The following is a 15,362-nucleotide window of genomic DNA, read 5'->3' on the forward strand; positions in this document are numbered from 1 at the left end:
CGCCCCCCCCCGCCCGTCGACGTCCGCGCCGCGCTGGCGCTGCCGGCCCGCGTACCCCTGACCGCCTGCGACGCGCGCGACCCGTCGTCGGTGGCGCGGGCGCTGCTGACGGTCGTGGAACACGCCATGTCCCGCACCCGCCGTGCGTCCACGGCGTCTCCTCCGGGGCGGGGAAGGCACCGGCGGGCAGGTAGCCGTCCGACAGGGTGGTGAGGCAGAGCCGCTCCCCCACCTCGGGCACACTGCCCGGCGGGGCGCTCAGCCCGCGCCCCATCCCGCCGGACAGCTCCAGCACCACCTCGGTCTTGCCGTCCGCGGCCGGGGTCACGAAGACCACCTTCGCCTTCTGGCCCGGCCGGGCCGGCGAGTAGAGCGTCGCGCCGACCGGCACGAGCACCGGCTCGGTGGTGACCACCTGGATCCGCGGGCGCAGCACCGGCCGCTTCCCGGTGTCGTCCACCCGCTTCGGGTCGGCCAGGGTCACGTCGCCGACGAACGCCTCGCCGGTCAGCCGGTGCTCGGCCATCACCAGCGGGTCGTCGTAGGCGCGCTGCACCGCGTAGGAGGCGAGCGCCCGCTCCAGCCGGTGCAGGCGCGCCGCCGCGGCCACCGCGCCGTCCCGGCGCGGCTGCGGGCCGCCCCCGGCGTCGACGTGCTCGGCGTGCGCCGTGAAGGCGTCCTTGTCGCCGTCCCAGCGGCCGGCCACCCGGGCGCCGGGCGGCAGGGCGCGCAGCAGGCCGATGCCCCGCCACATCAGCTCCCAGGTGGGCGTGAGCTGGTCGCGCAGCAGCCGTTCCAGCTCCGCGTACGCGGCCGCGCGGGCGTCCGGGTCGTCCCCGGCCCGGGTGTACGCCTCGATGGCCGGGGCGAGCCGGTGGTTGTCGAAGTCCGGGTCGGTGGCCGGGCCGGCCGGGGGGCAGCGCGCCGGGTCCTCGGCACGGGCGGCGGCCTCGGCGCCGGTCAGCCCCGGCGGCGGGTCGAGCCAGCCCAGCAGCGCCGGCAGGTGCAGGTCCTCCACGGCGCTCTGCCCGGTCGCCCAGTGCAGAGTGAGCGCGTCGGTCAGCGCCACCAGCGCCGCCGAGCCGGGGTGCTCGGCGCGCTCGGCGAAGAAGGTCAGCCACCGGCCGAGCAGCGGCACCGACGGGTGCACCGGGTGCTCGCCGTCCGGCCGGCGGAACCGGGTGGAGCGACCGAACAGCCGCAGGAAGGTGATCCCGGCCGGGTTCGGGACCAGCAGTTGCGGGGCGTCGGCGTAGCGGTACCGGACGTCCCTGCCCCGGTCGACCGGCACGGCCTCGCTTACCCCCCGGAACTCGTCAAGCCAGGGCAGCACGATCCCGGCCAGCTCGGCCGCGAACGCGAAGCGCTGGTCCCGGTTGCGGGGCTGCGGCACGACGAGCAGCCGGGCCTCGTCGGGTGCCGCGCCGACCAGGGCCGCGAGCGGGGCGTTCGCCTCGCCGGCCAGCGCGAGCGGCACCAGCACGAGCGGGCGGTCGGACAGGTGCAGGTGCCGGACGGTGGCCACCGGCTGGGCCACCCCGGCGGCGACCGCCTGCGCCTGGGCCAGCGCACGCAGGGTGCTCACCGGGTGCTCCGGGCGGGGCGTCGGGGCGTACTCATGCGGGGTGTCCGGTGAGGGCGTCGGCGCGCAGGCGCGCGGCGGCGCGCAGCAGCGCGGCGGCCTCCGCCTGCTCCGGTTCGGGGGCGCGTTCGCCGGTGGCGAGCGCCAGCACCTCGGCCACCTCGGCGACGCCGCCGAGCGCCTCGCGGACGGGCCGGCCGAGCGCGCCGGTGTGGCCGCGCGCCTCGTGCCGGCAGAAGTAGGCCAGCTCGCAGGCGGCCAGGCAGTCCGGCGCGTAGCGGGCCGGGACGTCGTGCAGCGCGCCGGCCAGCGTGGCCGGGTCGGCGGTCAGGTCGGCCGTGAATCCGGCCGGCACCTCGGCGAGCAGATCGTCGATCCGGGCCATCCGGTCGAGCTGGCGGCGCAGCACCAGCAACTGCTTGCGCACGTCGAGCAGGCTGGCCACCGGCCGGTTGGCGAAGTCGCGCGGGCAGACCAGCACCACCTCGTGCGAGACGAGCTCCGGGTCCCGCCCCTCGGCGGCGAGCAGCTCGCGCAGCGCCAGCACGTAGACGGCGGACTGGATCGCGGCGGCGGCGACCTTCGCGGGGTCAGCCTGGCCGTCGATGACCGGGAAGGACTTGATCTCCACGACGTGGAACCGGCCGGCGAGCCGGGCAGCCACCAGGTCCGGCTCCAGGTTCACCCGGCGGCCGGCGACGTCCAGGCCGAGCAGCGGGTGGTCGAAGAGCGCCGGTGCGTCGCCCGGCGAGGTGAGTGCGGCCCGGGACCGCTCCGGCCGGTCCTCGTCGCCGCCCAGGTCGGTCCAGGTGGCGCCCTCCGGCACCGGTACGCCCAGCCGCTCGGCGACCAGGCGCAGCAGCTCCGTCCCGCCGTCCGCCTTCACCTGGGCCTCGAACGCGTTGCCCCGGGTGATGGCGAAGCGGGACTGGCCGAAGCGGGCCGGGAAGCCGATCCGCTCGGCCAGCTTCGGCTTGTCGACCCCGGCGCTGTCCAGCACGGCGCGGCGGGTGCAGCCGGGGTTGCCGGTCAGCGCGGCGATGGTGCGGGCGTTGTGCCGCCGGGGCGGCACGCCACCCCGGATCTCGGCCAGGCGCCGGGCGGTCTCCGTCATGATCCGCCCAGGATAGGCGCTGCGCGCCGCGACGGCCGCCGCCGCGCCCGCCCGCCGGTGGTCAGCGGCCGGCCGACCGGTTCCAGGGTGAGCGGGGCGACTCGGCACCCGCCGTGGGCCGGCCGCGGCGGCGGTGCCGCCGACCGGGCGTGCACGGCGGCCGGGAGGCGGTGTGCACCGGCGCGGCCGGCGGGGTGACCGGCTGGCGGCCGATCAGCCAGCAGAGGAAGCGGGCCACGGTCAGCCGACCGGGAGGCGCTCGGCCTCGGCCCGGGAGATGTCGTACTGGGCGCCGCAGAACGTGCACTGCTGCGCGTAGCGGGTGCGTACCGGGATCAGCGGGATGAAGAAGAGGGTGAACTTCGTGGCCCGCCGGGTGATGACCTGGGCGGCCCGGTTGCCGCAGTTGCGGCAGACCTGGGTGACCACGCCGGACCGGTCGACCTTGGTCCGGAGCCCGAAGATGAAGAACATCGCCCGGCATTACCCCGTCGGGCCCCGGAAATCACCACCGATATTTTTCCCACGGCTGTCCGGATGCGCGGTTCCCGATCGTCAGGGTGGATGGAAGCACGACCGACAGGAGTGAAGCGATGAAGTACATGATGCTCGTCTGCACCGACACCCGGCCCGACCGGAACCCGGACGCCGCGCCCGACATCGAGAAGTGGGTGGCCGAGCGGGACGCCAACGGCCAGCGGCTGACCGGCAGCCGGTTCGCGCCCCCGTCGGCCGCCACCACCGTCCGGGTCCGCGACGGCGAGCTGCTGCTCACCGACGGCCCGTTCGCCGAGACCAAGGAGGTGATCGTGGGCTTCGACCTGCTGGAGTGCGCCGACCTGGACGAGGCGGTCGAGGTGGCCCGCGCCCACCCGATGGCGTACGCCGGGCGCATCGAGCTGCGCCCGCTGGTGGAGGACTGATCCGGGTGACCGACGCGGCCGGGGCGGTCGCCGACGCGGGCGCCGAGGCGTACCCGCGGATCGTGGCCGCCCTGATCCGCGTCACCGGCGACTGGACCCTGGCCGAGGACTGCGCCCAGGAGGCCCTGGCGGCGGCGCTGGAGCGCTGGCCGCGGACCGGCGTGCCGGACAACCCGGGCGGGTGGCTGATGACGGCCGCCCGCAACCGGGCCGTGGACGTGCTGCGCCGGGCCAGCGTCGAACGCCGCAAGCTGCGCGACCTGGCGCTGCTCACCGATCCCGCGCCCGCGCCACCGGAGGGAGACGTCGTGGACGACCGGCTCCGGCTCATCTTCACCTGCTGCCACCCGGCGCTGGCCCTGGAGGCCCGGGTGGCGCTGACCCTGCGCACGGTGGCCGGGGTGCCGACCGCCGACATCGCCCGCGCCTTCCTGGTCAGCGAGTCGACAATGACCCGCCGGCTCACCCGGGCCAAGGCCCGGATCGCCGCGGCCGGCGTCCCCTACCGGGTGCCGACCGGGCCCGCGCTGGTCGAGCGCCTGCCGGGCGTGCTGGCCGTGCTCTACCTGCTCTTCACCCGGGGGTACGACGCCGACGGCGAGCCGGCGTTCGCCGCCGAGGCGATCCGGCTGGCCCGGCTGCTGCACACGCTCCTGCCGGACGAGCCCGAGGCCGCCGGGCTGCTCGCCCTGTTCCTGCTGCACCACTCCCGCCGGGCGGCCCGCCGCGACCCGTCCGGCGACCTGCTCACCCTCGACCAGCAGGACCGCGCCCGCTGGGACCGGGCCGCCATCGCCGAGGGCGTCGCGCTGCTGGACCGGGCCGGTGACGGCCCGTACGCCCTCCAGGCCCGGATCGCCGCCGCGCACGCCACCGCGCCGACCGCCGCCGAGACCGACTGGCCGGCCATCGCGCGCTGCTACGACGCGCTGGCCGCGCTCCGCCCGACCCCGGTGGTCCGGCTCAACCGGGCGGTGGCCCACGGCTACGCGCACGGCCCCGCCGCCGGGCTGGCCCTGCTCGCCGAGGCCCGGGCCGGCGGGGCGCTGCACGGCTACCCGCCGGCGGTGGCGGCCGAGGCCGAGCTGACCTCCCGCCTCGGCGACCCGGTACGCGCCGCCGCGCTGTTCCGGGCCGCCGCCGACGAGGTCCGCTCCGACCCGGAACGGCGGGCGCTGCTCCGCCGTGCCGCCGAGCTGTCGCCCTGAGCGTCCCTCGTCGCGCCGAGCCGGCCGGAAGTCAGCCGGTGGCGGCGGCGGTGAGGCGGTCGACGACGGCGCGCACCGTGTCGACCGGGATGGCGAAGCCGAGCCCGATGCTGCCCTCGTCCTGACCGGTGGTGGCGATGGCGACGTTGATGCCGACCACCCGGCCGGCGGTGTCGACCAGGGCGCCGCCGGAGTTGCCGTGGTTGATCGCCGCGTCGGTCTGGATGAGGCCGCTCATGTCGTCCACCGAGCGGTCCAGCGCGGAGACGATGCCCGAGGTGACCGTGCCCGCCAGCCCGAGCGGGCTGCCGAAGGCCACCACCGGGTCGCCCACCCGCAGCGTGGCGTCGGAGCCGAGCGTCGCCGGGGTGAGCCCGGTGAGACCGTCGGCCCGCAGCAGCGCGATGTCCGCGCCGGTGTCGCTGCCGACGAGGGTGGCCGGGGCGGTACGCCCGTCGGACAGCTCCACGGCCAGGCTGCCACCGGAGGAGATCACGTGCGCGTTGGTCAGGATCAGCCCGTCGGCGTCGAGGACGACGCCGGAGCCGAGGCTGGTGCCGCCGTTCCCGGCGGCGGTGACCGTGACGATGCTCGGCGACACCCCGGCGACGACCGCCGAGAGGCTGTCGATCGTGCTGGTCGACGCGGGGGTGACCCGGATCGCGGTGGCGACCGTCCCGTCATCGAGAAGCCGGTCGGTGACCAGCGCGCCGGAGGCGCCCCCGCCGAGCATGAGCACCAGCGCGGCGCCGGCCGCGACGAGCCGGCGGCGGCGCCGGTAGGGGCCCGTCCGGGTCGTGGCGGCCGGCGTCTCCGGTGGCAGGTCCGGCGCCCCGGCGGTCCGGGGTGGCTCGGCGGGCGGACACCCCGCCCCGGTCGGGCCACCGGCCACGGCGGGCGAGGGCCGCTCGACCGGGGCCGGCCCGGTTGCCGGGTGCTCGACGGGGGCCGGCGGTGCGGCGGGCGCAGGGCGGGCCATGATGTCGGTCATCGGGCCACCGCCGGCCGGCCGGTGACGGTGGCGGGGTCGACGGTGCTGCCGTGGTGCCGCATGGATCCTCCTCGCTTCGGTGATGGTTCCACCGTGGCGCGGGGATCTGGGGCGCGCTTGTGCCTTTCCTGTGGAGTTCCGGTGTGCCCTGGCCCCGCCACACCGGGCGGGACCAGGGACCGCAGGCTCAGGCGTTGCTGGGCATCTCCACGGCGAGCCAGATCGGCTGCCAGTCGGCCAGCTCGTGGAAGCGGCGCAGCTCGGCGAGCCCGGCCACGCTCCCGCTCCAGGCCGCGTACGGGGGGTTGCCCTCGTCGAAGCCGGACTGCACGAAGGTCAGCTTCGTGCGGCCGTCGGACTCGGCCAGCTCCCAGGTGCTGACCCCGACCGGTCCCCAGTCGACGGAGAGCGCGCGGCCCGGCGTCAGGTCGACGATCTTGGCGGCGAGACCCGCGTCGAAGCCGCCCATGGCGTAGCGGCCGCCGACCCAGGGCTCGATGCCGATCGGGTAACCGAACCAGGCGCTGGCCTGCTCGGAGTCGGTCAGCGAGGTCCACACCTTGTCCATGGGCGCGTCGATCAGCAGCTCGCCACGCAGGTCGGCGGAGGTGAAGTCGGTGCGCGGCAGCAGCGGGCGACCCTCCAGGTGGGCGTTGAGGTTGGCGATCGCCAGCGCCCAGAAGGTCTGCAGAACCCCGCGGATGCTGCTGCCGCTCATCGCCTCGGCGAAGCTGAAGTGGCTCTGCCGCAGGGCGAGCACGGTGCTCCCGTCCTCGGGGGTCAGCTCGAACTCGGTGGTGGTCTCCACCCCGTCGAGCGTCCAGGCGAAGCGCAGCGTCCGCTCGTCGGCGTGCAGCAGCCGCTGGTGCGGCGCGTCCCCCTCCGGCGTGTAGCGGCCCCAGAACTCGTAGCGCCGGGGCAGCTCGACCTCGGCGTGCTCGGCCAGCCAGGTGCGCAGCTCGGCCGGGTCGGTCAGCGCGCGGCGCACGGCCTCGGCCGGCGCGGCGATACGGGCCCGGACGGTCAGCAGGTCACTCATGGTTGTCGCCCTTCGGGTAGCAGGCCACGGCGAGCTTGAAGGCGTCCCCCTCGGCGCCGCCGTAGCGCGTGAAAAGGTCCTGCAGCGTCGACTGCAGGTCGTGCAGGAACTCCTGCCGCCGCTCGGCGGGCACCCGGATCTCGCCGGAGACACCGATGGACGGCAGCTCGGGGGCGGTGCGGTCCAGCGCGGCGATGTCGGCCTGGACCTCCTCCATGAGGTCGAGCAGGTAGCCCAGGCTCAGCTCGTCCCGCGCCCGGCGGTCCCCGCCGATCCGGCCGACCAGCCGCGGCGAGAGCCAGTAGGACCGGGCGGCGGCCTGGTAGATCCCCTCGCTGATGCCGCGCACCCGCCGCTCGGCGACCTGCTCGGCCAGCCCGGCCGCGACCAACTGCTTGACGTGGTAGTAGACCCGCTGCGGGGTCTGCCCCAGCCGTGCGGCGATCTCGGTGCAGGTGCGGGGCTCGGCGAGCTGCCGCAGCACCTCGATCCGCTGCGGCTTGAGCAGGGCTTCGGCCTGCTCGCGCTCTTCCAGGTACAGGACGTCTCTCATGGCAAAATCAGTTTGTACGTACAAAACTTCTTTGTCAATGGGTTCGACGAAAGGCCGCGCGGACCGCGCGGCCTTCCGGGGACGGGGACCGTCAGGGCGTCCAGTCGGGACGCAGCGGGTAGCCGTTCACCCCCTGCGCCTCGTTGTGCGTGGCGAGCACCTGGTGCAGCTGGATCCCGTTGCGCTCGAAGGCCATCCGGGAGCCGGCCATGTAGAGCCCCCAGACCCGGGCGGTGCCCGGGCCGACCTCGCCGACGCAGAAGTCCCAGTGCTCGACGAGGTTGCGGCACCAGCCGGCCAGGGTCAGCGCGTAGTGCTGGCGCAGGTTCTCCTCGTGGTGCACCTCGAACCCGGCGTCGTGGATCTCGCTGATCAGCCGGCCGGGCCCGGCCAGCTCGCCGTCCGGGAAGACGTAGCGGTCGATGAACGCGCCGGAGCGGTGCGGGGCCCGGTTGTCCGCCCGGGTGATGCAGTGGTTTAGCAGCCGCCCGCCGGGCTTGAGCCGGCTGCGCAACGCCCCGAAGTAGGCCGGGTAGTTGCGCACCCCGATGTGCTCGGTCAGCCCGATCGAGGAGATCGCGTCGAACTGCTCGCGCGGGGCGTCCCGGTAGTCGAGGTGGCGCACCTCGGCGAGGTCGCCCAGCCCCTCCCGCTCGATCGCCGCCTGCGCCCACTCGGCCTGCGCCCTCGACAGGGTGACGCCGAGCGCCTTGACGCCGTATTCCCGGGCCGCGTGCCGGACCATGCCGCCCCAGCCGCAGCCCACGTCGAGCAGCCGCATCCCCGGCTTCAGCGCCAGCTTGCCGGCGACCAGGTCGTACTTGGCCCGCTGCGCCTCCTCCAGAGTGTCACTCGGGCTGTGGAAGACCGCGCAGGTGTACGTCATCGACGGGCCGAGCACCTTCTCGTAGAAGGCGTTGGAGACGTCGTAGTGGTGGGAGATCGCATTGCTGTCCCGGGTGCGGGAGTGGCGCAGCCCGTTCACCACCCGCTTCCAGCGCGGCGCGGCCTCCTGCGGCGGGGGCGGTGGCGGCAGCAGCCGCTCCCAGCCGAGCCCCTTGACCAGGGCCAGCGCCTCGCCCACCGGCGGCATCCGCAGCGGCATCTCGTCCTTGAGCACCCGCAACGCCTCGTACGGGTCGCCAGGGTGGACTCCCTCCAGCCCGAGGTCGCCGCTCACGTAGGCGCGGGCCATGCCCAGGTCACCCGGGGCGGTGAGCAGGTAGGACAGCCCGCGTTCGGAGCGGATCGCCAGGGTGATCCCGGTGTCGGCCGGGCCCACCGCGCTGCCGTCGTACCCGGTGATGCGTACGGGCAGGTCGCCCGTGGTGACCGCGCGGATCACATCCGCCACGGTCGGTCCGGTCCGCCGGCCCCCCGCCGGCGGTCCCGCCGGGGCACTCGCCGCCCCGGGTGTTCGGTCGGTCAGACTCATGCTCGCGCTACCGCCTTCTCGTACAGTCCGGTGAGCCGATGGTCAGGGTCGTAGCGTTCCTTCACGGCGCGCCAGGTCTCCCCGCCGTAGAGCCGGTCGAACGCCGCCCGGTCGTAGTACGCGTCGGAGTAGAGCGACTTGTGCCCGCCCGCCTCCGACACCGCGCGCTCGATCTCCCGGTTGACGTCGCCGTCGGCGGCGCCCTCGGCGATCGGCACGCTCCCCCAGAAACCGATGTTCACATAGGTTTCGCCCGGTTGGAGGGGATACAGCGGCCAGGCCCGGGCGGATCCCGGACCGGCCGGCTCCCGCAGCCGCAGCGGGCAGAGCCACACCGGCGTCATCTGCACCGTCCGGGCGAACCAGCGCAGGAAGTCGGCCGTGCCGGCGAGCGGGATCTCCACGTCCTGCACCACCCGCTCCCGGGCTGGCCGGCCCCGCCAGCGGTCGATCCGGGCGGCCACCTGGTGCCGGTGCTCCAGCCGGACCAGGCGGTGGTAGAAGTCGCTGCGCCGGTAGCGCTGCGGCCAGAGCCGGCGGACCACCGGGTGCTGCACCCCGAACGCGGCGGAGCACCAGAACCAGTCGGTGTCCCAGCGCCACAGGTAGTCGTGGGTGGTGAGCACGTCGCGGGTGCGCCGGCGCAGCGAGCGGTAATAGATGTCCTGGCCGGTGTAGTCCCTCGGCCGGCCCTCGGCCTCGTCGGTGAACGTGGCGAGCACCAGGTACGCCTCGCCGGGGCTGAACATCACCCCGTCCATCCCGTCGACCGGCTCACCCTCCCAGGAGCCCTTGGCGACCACCTCGGCGATCGCGTCGGTCAGCTCCTCCAGCCGGCTGTACCGGATGTTGCGCAGCGCCACGTAGCGGCGGACCGGTTGCAGCTCGATGCGCAGCCGGGTCGAGTAGCCGAGGCTGCCCAGCGAGTTGGGGAAGGCCCGGAAGAGGTCGGCGTGCTCGCCCACCGGCCGGGCGGTGACCAGCTCGCCGGCTCCGGTGAGGATGTCCAGCTCGGTCACCGACTCGTGCGGCAGGCCGTTGCGGAACGAGGTGGACTCGATGCCCAGCCCGGTCACCGCGCCGCCCAGGGTGATCGTGCGCAGCTGCGGCACGACCAGCGGCATCAGGTGGTGCGGCAGGGTCGCGTCGACCAGGTCCTCGTAGGTGCACATGCCCTGCACGTCGGCGGTCCGGGCGTCCGGGTCGACGGAGAGCACCCCGGTCAGGCCGCTCACGTCCAGGCCGGGGGTGCGTGGCGCGGATCGGGGTCGGAAGAGGTTGGAGGTCTGCTTGGCCAGCCGTACGGGTTCCCCGGCGGGCACCGCGGCGTACGACCGCCGCAGCGCGTCCACCGCCCGCTCATGATCACGGACAGCGTGCATGAGATCACCTTACGCCTGGGTACGACAATTCGTGGGATGTCCACGGTGGCCATTTCGAGGCCACCCGAAGATCGGCGGGTTACCGTGGCGGGCATGTCCTCCCCCGCGCTGACCGCCCTGGATCTCACCGGCCTGCCCTACCGGGTGATCCGGCACGGCCCGGTACGCAGCCTCGCCGAGGCGGCGGCGGCGCGTGGCGTCGAGGTCCCCGACGTGGTCAAGACCATCGTGGTCCGGCGCGGCGAGGACGACCACCTCTTCGTGCTCACCCCCGGCGACCGGGTCATCTCCTGGCCCAAGCTGCGCCAGTTGCTCGGGGTGAGCCGGATGTCCATGCCGGACGCGGCGGCGGCCCGGGCGGCCACCGGCTACGAGCGCGGCACCATCACCCCGTTCGGCGCGAGCACCGCCTGGCCGGTGGTCGCCGACGAGCGGCTGCGCGGCCGGGAGATCACCCTCGGCGCGGGCGAGCACGGGGTGGCCGTCGCGGTCGACGCGGACGCCGCGCTCGAGGCGCTCGACGCGACCGTCGCCGACGTCACCGACCCCGAACCGGCCCGCTGAGCGGTGGCCGCCGGGCCGCTGCCCGGCATAGCGTGGGGGCATGCCGAAAGCCGTCTGGAACGACCTGGTCGTCGCGGAGAGCGACGACACCGTGCTGGTCGAGGGCAACCACTACTTCCCGCGTTCGGCCCTGCGCGACGACCTGATCCGCGACTCCGACACCCACACGGTCTGCCCGTGGAAGGGCACCGCCTCCTACTACACCCTCGAACACGCGGGCACGACCAGCCCGGACGCCGTCTGGTACTACCCCGACCCCAAGCCGGAGGCGGAGATGGTGCGTGACCGGGTGGCGTTCTGGAAGGACGTCCGGGTCGTCGACTGAGTCAACCCGCCGCCGGGGCGACTGGCTCTTCACGGTCCCGGTGGGTCAGGATGCCCCCATGGCCGACCCACGCACCGACTCCTCCGGCACCGTCTACGGCGGCCGCCGCCCGGCCCGCCGCGGGCTGCCGCAGGACCCGCTGATGCGGATCGCGCTGGGCGTCGCCGTGGCCGGCGTACTCCTGGGGGTGTTCTTCGCCACCGGCGTGCTCGGCGGCGGTGGCGGCCAGCCGGTGGTGCCGGCGGCGGCCGTGCCGACGCCGGCGGCGAGCGGGTCGAGTGCGGCCCCGGCCACGACGGCGCCGGCCCCCACCTCGGCGGCGCCCTCACCGAGCGCCGCGCCGACCACGCCGGCGGCCCCCGCGGCCACCCCGAAGGTGATCCGTGGGGTCCCCTCCGGCCGCTGCCTCGGGGTGACCGGCGAGGACCCGGAGGGCGCGAACGCCGCGCTGGCCGACTGCTCCGGCGGGCCGGAACAGCAGTGGGTGGTCACCCCGGTGGCCGCCGACACCTACGTCCTGGTCAACGCGGCCAGCGGCAAGTGCCTGGACGTGTACGGGCAGCACACCGACGACGGCACGGACCTGGTGCAGTGGTCCTGCAACGGCCAGGCCAACCAGCAGTGGAAGCTCAACCCGACCGGGTCCGGCCCGGTGCTGCTGGTCGCCGTGCACAGCGGCAAGTGCGGGCAGGTCGACGACGCCGGCACCGAGGCCGGGAGCCAGCTCGAACAGGCCCCCTGCAACGGGGCTCCCGAGCAGCAGTGGGCGGTCGGCTGACCGGTCAGCCCCGGTAGCTCCAGGCCCGGCGGCCGACCGCGACGGGAAGCGCGAACGCCGGCTCGTCGCCGCGGCGGCGGCGCAGCAGCAGCGAGAGCCCGGCTGCGCCGATCGACAGGGCGCCGGCCACGTACCAGGCCGCGGCGTAGTCGCCGAGCCGGTCACGGACCAGGCCGGCGCCGGTGGCGGCGAGCGCCGCTCCGACCTGGTGGGCGGCGAACACCCAGCCGAAGACCACCGCGCCGGACGCGCCGAACCACTCCCGGCACAGCGCCACGGTGGGCGGCACGGTGGCCACCCAGTCCAGGCCGTAGAAGACGATGAAGACCAGCATGCTCGGCCGTGCGGAACCCGCGAAGAGGCTCGGCAGCACCACCAGCGACGCCCCGCGCAGCGCGTAGTAGGCGCCGAGCAGCAGCCGGCTGTCCACCCGGTCGGTGAGCCAGCCGGAGACGATCGTGCCGACGATGTCGAAGAGCCCCACCAGGGCGAGCAGGCCCGCCGCGGTGGTCTCCGCCATGCCGTGGTCGTGCGCGGCCGGCACGAAGTGGGTGCCGACCAGGCCGTTGGTGGTCGCGCCGCAGATCGCGAAGCCGCCGGCGAGCAGCCAGAACGGCCGGGTCCGCGCGGCGGCGGCGAGCGCGCCGACCGCCCGGGCCGCCGCCCCGCCCGCCGGCGGCGTCGGGGGCACCACCTCGGTCGCGCCGTAGGCGGGCAGCCCGAGATCCGCGGGGTGCTCGCGGAGCAGCCACACCACCAGGGGTACGACCGCCAGCGCGGCCCCGGCCACGACCAGCGCCGCCACCCGCCAGCCGTGGTCGCGCACCAGCACGGCGACCAGCGGGAGGAAGACCAGCTGGCCGGCGGCCCCGCCCGCGGTCAGCACGCCGGTGACCAGGCCACGGCGCTTGACGAACCAGCGCCCGGTGACCGTCGCCACGAAGGCCAGCGCCATCGAGCCGGTGCCCAGCCCGACCAGCACGCCCCAGCAGAGGATGAGCTGCCAGCTCGCGGTCATCCCCACGGTCAGCGCGCTGCCCAGCGCGACAAGCACGAGCGCGCCGGCCACCACCCGGCGGATGCCGAACCGGTCCATCAGCGCGGCGGCGAACGGGGCGGTGAGCCCGTAGAGCATGAGGTTGACCGAGACGGCGGCGGAGATGGTGGCCAGGGGCCAGCCGAACTCGGCGTGCAGCGGGTGCAGCAGCACGCTGGGGGTGGCGCGGAAGCCAGCGGCGCCGACCAGGGCGACGAACGAGACGCCGGCCACGAGCCAGGCCGGATGCAGACGGTGTCGGGTCACCATCCGAGTCTCGGCGGGGCCGGCCGGCGCGACGAGTGGCCGGAAAGCCATCATGCGCAATAATCGGGCCATGACTGTCGTGCCGCACCGGATCGCGGTGCTCGCCCTCGACGACGTGGTCGGCCTCGACCTCGGCACCCCGGCCCAGGTCTTCGGCACCGCCCGCACCGCGGACCTGACGCCCCTCTACCGCGTCCAGGTCTGCACTCCGGGCGGCCGGCCCATCCGCAGCACCGCCGGCTTCCAGGTGGTTCCCGACCACGGCCTGGAACTGCTGGACACGGCCGACACGGTGGTCGTCCCCGGCATCCACGACGGCCCGGCGCTGACCGACGGGACGCTTGACGCTTCGGTGGCAGCCGCGCTGCGCGCCGCCCACGACCGGGGTGCCCGGATCATGTCGATCTGCACGGGCGCGTTCGTGCTGGCCGCCGCCGGCCTGCTCGACGGCCGCCGGGCCACCACCCACTGGGCGTACGCGGACCGGTTCCGCCGGTTCCACCCGCACGTGGACCTCGACCCGGACGTGCTCTTCGTCGACGGCGGCGATGTGCTCACCTCGGCCGGGGTGGCCGCCGGCATCGACCTCTGCCTGCACGTCATCCGCACCGACCACGGCAGCGCGGTGGCCAACCGGTCGGCCCGGCGCTGCGTGGTGCCGCCGTGGCGCGAGGGCGGCCAGTCCCAGTACATCGAGCGCCCGGTGCCCCGGACGGCGGAGACCGGCACCGCGGCCACCCGGGAGTGGGCCCGGCAGCGGCTGCACGAGCCGGTCGCGCTCCGCGAGCTGGCCGCGCACGCCCGGATGAGCGTCCGCACCTTCACCCGGCACTTCCGCTCGGAGACCGGGCTCAGCCCGGCGCAGTGGCTGCTCCAGCAGCGCACCGAGCACGCCCGGCTGCTGCTGGAGACCACCGACCTGACCGTCGACCAGATCGCCCGGCACGCCGGCTTCGGCACCACCGCCGCCCTCCGCCAGCACTTCCACTCCCGGGTCGGGGTCGCCCCGGCGACCTACCGCCGCAGCTTCCGCCCAACCCCCTGACGTCGGACGCCTCGACGCGATGGCGGCTCGGCGCGATGGCGGCTCGGCGCGATGGCGGCTCGGCGCGATGGCGGCTCGGCGCGGTGGCGGCTCGGCGCGGTGGTGGCTCGGCGCGGTGGTGGCTCGGGCGGTCAGGCGAGGTGGGGTTGGCGGCGGAGGGCGCGGAGCTGGGCCAGGTGCATGGGGAGGTGGACCCGGGTGTGCAGGTCGAGGGCGCGACCCCAGGGCAGGGAATCGTCCACGTCCAGGTCGAAGCCCTCCCGCAGCACGGTGTCGACCGGGGTCTCGGCGGCCGGGCCGAGCCGGTCGGCGAGGGCGCAGAGCTTCTGGCTGGTGGCGCGGAGCAGGGCGGCCAGCCCGTCCAGCCCGCCGCACTCGGAGACCAGCGCGTCGAGCTGCGGCCGGTGGATGGTCTCCAGGTCGTAGTACGCGAACGGCGAGCCGACCAGCACCGCCTCGGTCGCCTCGCTCATCAGCTCGTCGTTGGCGGCGAGGTGCGCCACGATCTGCTCGGCGCTCAGCTCCCCGTCCGGGGGCGGCCCGAACCCGCCCGCGTCCACCTCCGCGAGCACCGTCTCGTACGCCCGCCGTAGTGCCTCGGCGTCCACCTCGTCCATGCCCGCATCCAACCCCCGCCTCCGACGCCCGCACCGCGGTTACCCCGCCCGCTTCACCCGGACGGGGGGTTCTGCTCGTCTCGATCGATGGCGAGTTGCCGTTCGCTGCTTGCTGACGGCAATTCGCCAAGATCCGGAGACGCGGCTGGCCGGCACCCCGTGTTCGGGGTGCCGGCCAGCGTTGTTTGCTTGGGTCAGCTGTTCCAGTGCTGGGCGGTGATGTCGGCGGCCTGCTGCTCCCACTGCGCGTAGGCGTCCGGGTAGGCCGAGACCTGCACGGTCTGGGCGGCCTGGGTCAGCGGCATGTCCTGCCAGCCGTCGACCTGCTTCAGACCCTTCAGGAACGCAAGCGTCGAGTACTCAGGGTCGGTGATCTGCTCCGGCGAACCCCAACCGCTCGACGGGCGCTGCTGGAACAGGCCCAGCGAGTCGTGATCGTTGCGGTCACCCAGGTGACCCAGGTTCTCCAGCTTCGACTCCTGCAGCGACGTGGCGATCGAGAT

General features: G+C 75.0%; 16 protein-coding genes and 1 pseudogene. 6 read left to right on the top strand and 11 right to left on the bottom strand.

Annotated elements, in window-relative coordinates:
* From ACW0Q9_RS21295 to ACW0Q9_RS21305, 3 genes are all read right to left on the bottom strand, one after another.
* Nucleotides 1–1,585, bottom strand: a 1,585-nt coding sequence (locus ACW0Q9_RS21295) for a hypothetical protein (RefSeq protein ID WP_456183957.1), incomplete at its 3' end; no start/stop codon positions are given.
* A 31-nt stretch (nt 1,586–1,616) separates the two neighbouring features.
* Nucleotides 1,617–2,696, bottom strand: a complete 1,080-nt coding sequence (locus ACW0Q9_RS21300; RefSeq protein ID WP_456183959.1) for a hypothetical protein — start codon at nt 2,694–2,696, stop codon at nt 1,617–1,619.
* A gap of 240 nt (nt 2,697–2,936) precedes the next feature.
* On the bottom strand, nt 2,937–3,170 hold the full coding sequence (locus tag ACW0Q9_RS21305; protein WP_456183961.1) for a zinc-ribbon domain-containing protein: 234 nt from the start codon (nt 3,168–3,170) through the stop codon (nt 2,937–2,939).
* 119 nt (nt 3,171–3,289) lie between these two features.
* Here ACW0Q9_RS21305 and ACW0Q9_RS21310 point away from each other — a divergent pair, with 119 nt between their 5' ends.
* Together ACW0Q9_RS21310 and ACW0Q9_RS21315 are read left to right on the top strand one after the other, a co-directional pair.
* Complete coding sequence (locus ACW0Q9_RS21310) at nt 3,290–3,619, top strand: YciI family protein (RefSeq protein ID WP_456183963.1); 330 nt, start codon at nt 3,290–3,292, stop codon at nt 3,617–3,619.
* 5 nt (nt 3,620–3,624) lie between these two features.
* Complete coding sequence (locus tag ACW0Q9_RS21315; protein WP_456183965.1) at nt 3,625–4,827, top strand: RNA polymerase sigma factor; 1,203 nt, start codon at nt 3,625–3,627, stop codon at nt 4,825–4,827.
* A 31-nt stretch (nt 4,828–4,858) separates the two neighbouring features.
* On the opposite strand, the gene ACW0Q9_RS21320 is transcribed toward ACW0Q9_RS21315, so the two are convergent.
* From ACW0Q9_RS21320 to ACW0Q9_RS21340, 5 genes are all read right to left on the bottom strand, one after another.
* A complete protein-coding gene (locus tag ACW0Q9_RS21320) occupies nt 4,859–5,818 on the bottom strand; it encodes a S1C family serine protease (RefSeq protein WP_456183967.1) in 960 nt (319 codons plus the stop codon).
* A 187-nt stretch (nt 5,819–6,005) separates the two neighbouring features.
* Complete coding sequence (locus ACW0Q9_RS21325; protein WP_456183969.1) at nt 6,006–6,857, bottom strand: SRPBCC family protein; 852 nt, start codon at nt 6,855–6,857, stop codon at nt 6,006–6,008.
* The gene (locus ACW0Q9_RS21330) at nt 6,850–7,410 is read right to left on the bottom strand and encodes a helix-turn-helix domain-containing protein (RefSeq protein ID WP_456183971.1); all 561 of its coding nucleotides are present in this window, start codon (nt 7,408–7,410) and stop codon (nt 6,850–6,852) included. The genes ACW0Q9_RS21325 and ACW0Q9_RS21330 overlap by 8 nt, the downstream gene beginning before the upstream one ends.
* 91 nt (nt 7,411–7,501) lie before the next feature.
* Entirely contained in the window at nt 7,502–8,845 is a 1,344-nt protein-coding gene (locus ACW0Q9_RS21335) for a class I SAM-dependent methyltransferase (protein WP_456183973.1), read from the bottom strand.
* Nucleotides 8,842–10,227, bottom strand: coding sequence for an FAD-binding oxidoreductase (locus ACW0Q9_RS21340; RefSeq protein ID WP_456183975.1), 1,386 nt, complete (start codon nt 10,225–10,227; stop codon nt 8,842–8,844). Before ACW0Q9_RS21340 ends, ACW0Q9_RS21335 begins: the two co-directional genes overlap by 4 nt.
* Nucleotides 10,228–10,320: 93 nt before the next feature.
* Between ACW0Q9_RS21340 and ACW0Q9_RS21345 the strand changes: the two genes are divergently transcribed.
* Genes ACW0Q9_RS21345 through ACW0Q9_RS21355 form a run of 3 tightly spaced genes read left to right on the top strand, consistent with a single transcriptional unit; the run spans nt 10,321 to nt 11,894 of the window.
* Nucleotides 10,321–10,791 carry an aminoacyl-tRNA deacylase gene (locus ACW0Q9_RS21345; RefSeq protein WP_456183977.1) on the top strand — a complete coding sequence of 157 codons (471 nt, stop codon included), beginning with the start codon at nt 10,321–10,323 and terminating at the stop codon, nt 10,789–10,791.
* Nucleotides 10,792–10,831: 40 nt separating this feature from the next.
* The gene (locus ACW0Q9_RS21350; protein WP_456183979.1) at nt 10,832–11,116 is read left to right on the top strand and encodes a DUF427 domain-containing protein; all 285 of its coding nucleotides are present in this window, start codon (nt 10,832–10,834) and stop codon (nt 11,114–11,116) included.
* A 58-nt stretch (nt 11,117–11,174) separates the two neighbouring features.
* Complete coding sequence (locus tag ACW0Q9_RS21355; protein WP_456183981.1) at nt 11,175–11,894, top strand: RICIN domain-containing protein; 720 nt, start codon at nt 11,175–11,177, stop codon at nt 11,892–11,894.
* Nucleotides 11,895–11,898: 4 nt separating this feature from the next.
* Here the strand turns inward: ACW0Q9_RS21355 and ACW0Q9_RS21360 are convergent, their stop codons facing one another.
* Nucleotides 11,899–13,200 carry an MFS transporter gene (locus ACW0Q9_RS21360; RefSeq protein ID WP_456183983.1) on the bottom strand — a complete coding sequence of 434 codons (1,302 nt, stop codon included), beginning with the start codon at nt 13,198–13,200 and terminating at the stop codon, nt 11,899–11,901.
* 49 nt (nt 13,201–13,249) lie between these two features.
* Here ACW0Q9_RS21360 and ACW0Q9_RS21365 point away from each other — a divergent pair, with 49 nt between their 5' ends.
* Complete coding sequence (locus tag ACW0Q9_RS21365) at nt 13,250–14,242, top strand: GlxA family transcriptional regulator (protein ID WP_456183985.1); 993 nt, start codon at nt 13,250–13,252, stop codon at nt 14,240–14,242.
* 131 nt (nt 14,243–14,373) lie between these two features.
* Here ACW0Q9_RS21365 and ACW0Q9_RS21370 read toward each other — a convergent pair whose 3' ends face one another.
* Nucleotides 14,374–14,859, bottom strand: a complete 486-nt coding sequence (locus ACW0Q9_RS21370) for a hypothetical protein (protein WP_456183987.1) — start codon at nt 14,857–14,859, stop codon at nt 14,374–14,376.
* 194 nt (nt 14,860–15,053) lie between these two features.
* Nucleotides 15,054–15,362 (bottom strand): annotated as a pseudogene (locus ACW0Q9_RS21375) (hypothetical protein); the annotation flags it as partial.

The sequence above is a fragment of the Micromonospora sp. I033 genome, from assembly GCF_053890995.1.

What these genes read in the sequence shown, in the direction of transcription:
- ACW0Q9_RS21370 (WP_456183987.1), bottom strand. Translation starts at nt 14,859, where the DNA reads ATGGACGAGGTGGACGCCGAGGCACTACGGCGGGCGTACGAGACGGTG.
- ACW0Q9_RS21335 (WP_456183973.1), bottom strand. Translation starts at nt 8,845, where the DNA reads ATGAGTCTGACCGACCGAACACCCGGGGCGGCGAGTGCCCCGGCGGGA.
- ACW0Q9_RS21310 (WP_456183963.1), top strand. Translation starts at nt 3,290, where the DNA reads ATGAAGTACATGATGCTCGTCTGCACCGACACCCGGCCCGACCGGAAC.
- ACW0Q9_RS21350 (WP_456183979.1), top strand. Translation starts at nt 10,832, where the DNA reads ATGCCGAAAGCCGTCTGGAACGACCTGGTCGTCGCGGAGAGCGACGAC.
- ACW0Q9_RS21320 (WP_456183967.1), bottom strand. Translation starts at nt 5,818, where the DNA reads ATGACCGACATCATGGCCCGCCCTGCGCCCGCCGCACCGCCGGCCCCC.
- ACW0Q9_RS21325 (WP_456183969.1), bottom strand. Translation starts at nt 6,857, where the DNA reads ATGAGTGACCTGCTGACCGTCCGGGCCCGTATCGCCGCGCCGGCCGAG.
- ACW0Q9_RS21305 (WP_456183961.1), bottom strand. Translation starts at nt 3,170, where the DNA reads ATGTTCTTCATCTTCGGGCTCCGGACCAAGGTCGACCGGTCCGGCGTG.
- ACW0Q9_RS21360 (WP_456183983.1), bottom strand. Translation starts at nt 13,200, where the DNA reads ATGGTGACCCGACACCGTCTGCATCCGGCCTGGCTCGTGGCCGGCGTC.
- ACW0Q9_RS21355 (WP_456183981.1), top strand. Translation starts at nt 11,175, where the DNA reads ATGGCCGACCCACGCACCGACTCCTCCGGCACCGTCTACGGCGGCCGC.
- ACW0Q9_RS21345 (WP_456183977.1), top strand. Translation starts at nt 10,321, where the DNA reads ATGTCCTCCCCCGCGCTGACCGCCCTGGATCTCACCGGCCTGCCCTAC.
- ACW0Q9_RS21365 (WP_456183985.1), top strand. Translation starts at nt 13,250, where the DNA reads ATGCGCAATAATCGGGCCATGACTGTCGTGCCGCACCGGATCGCGGTG.
- ACW0Q9_RS21330 (WP_456183971.1), bottom strand. Translation starts at nt 7,410, where the DNA reads ATGAGAGACGTCCTGTACCTGGAAGAGCGCGAGCAGGCCGAAGCCCTG.
- ACW0Q9_RS21340 (WP_456183975.1), bottom strand. Translation starts at nt 10,227, where the DNA reads ATGCACGCTGTCCGTGATCATGAGCGGGCGGTGGACGCGCTGCGGCGG.
- ACW0Q9_RS21300 (WP_456183959.1), bottom strand. Translation starts at nt 2,696, where the DNA reads ATGACGGAGACCGCCCGGCGCCTGGCCGAGATCCGGGGTGGCGTGCCG.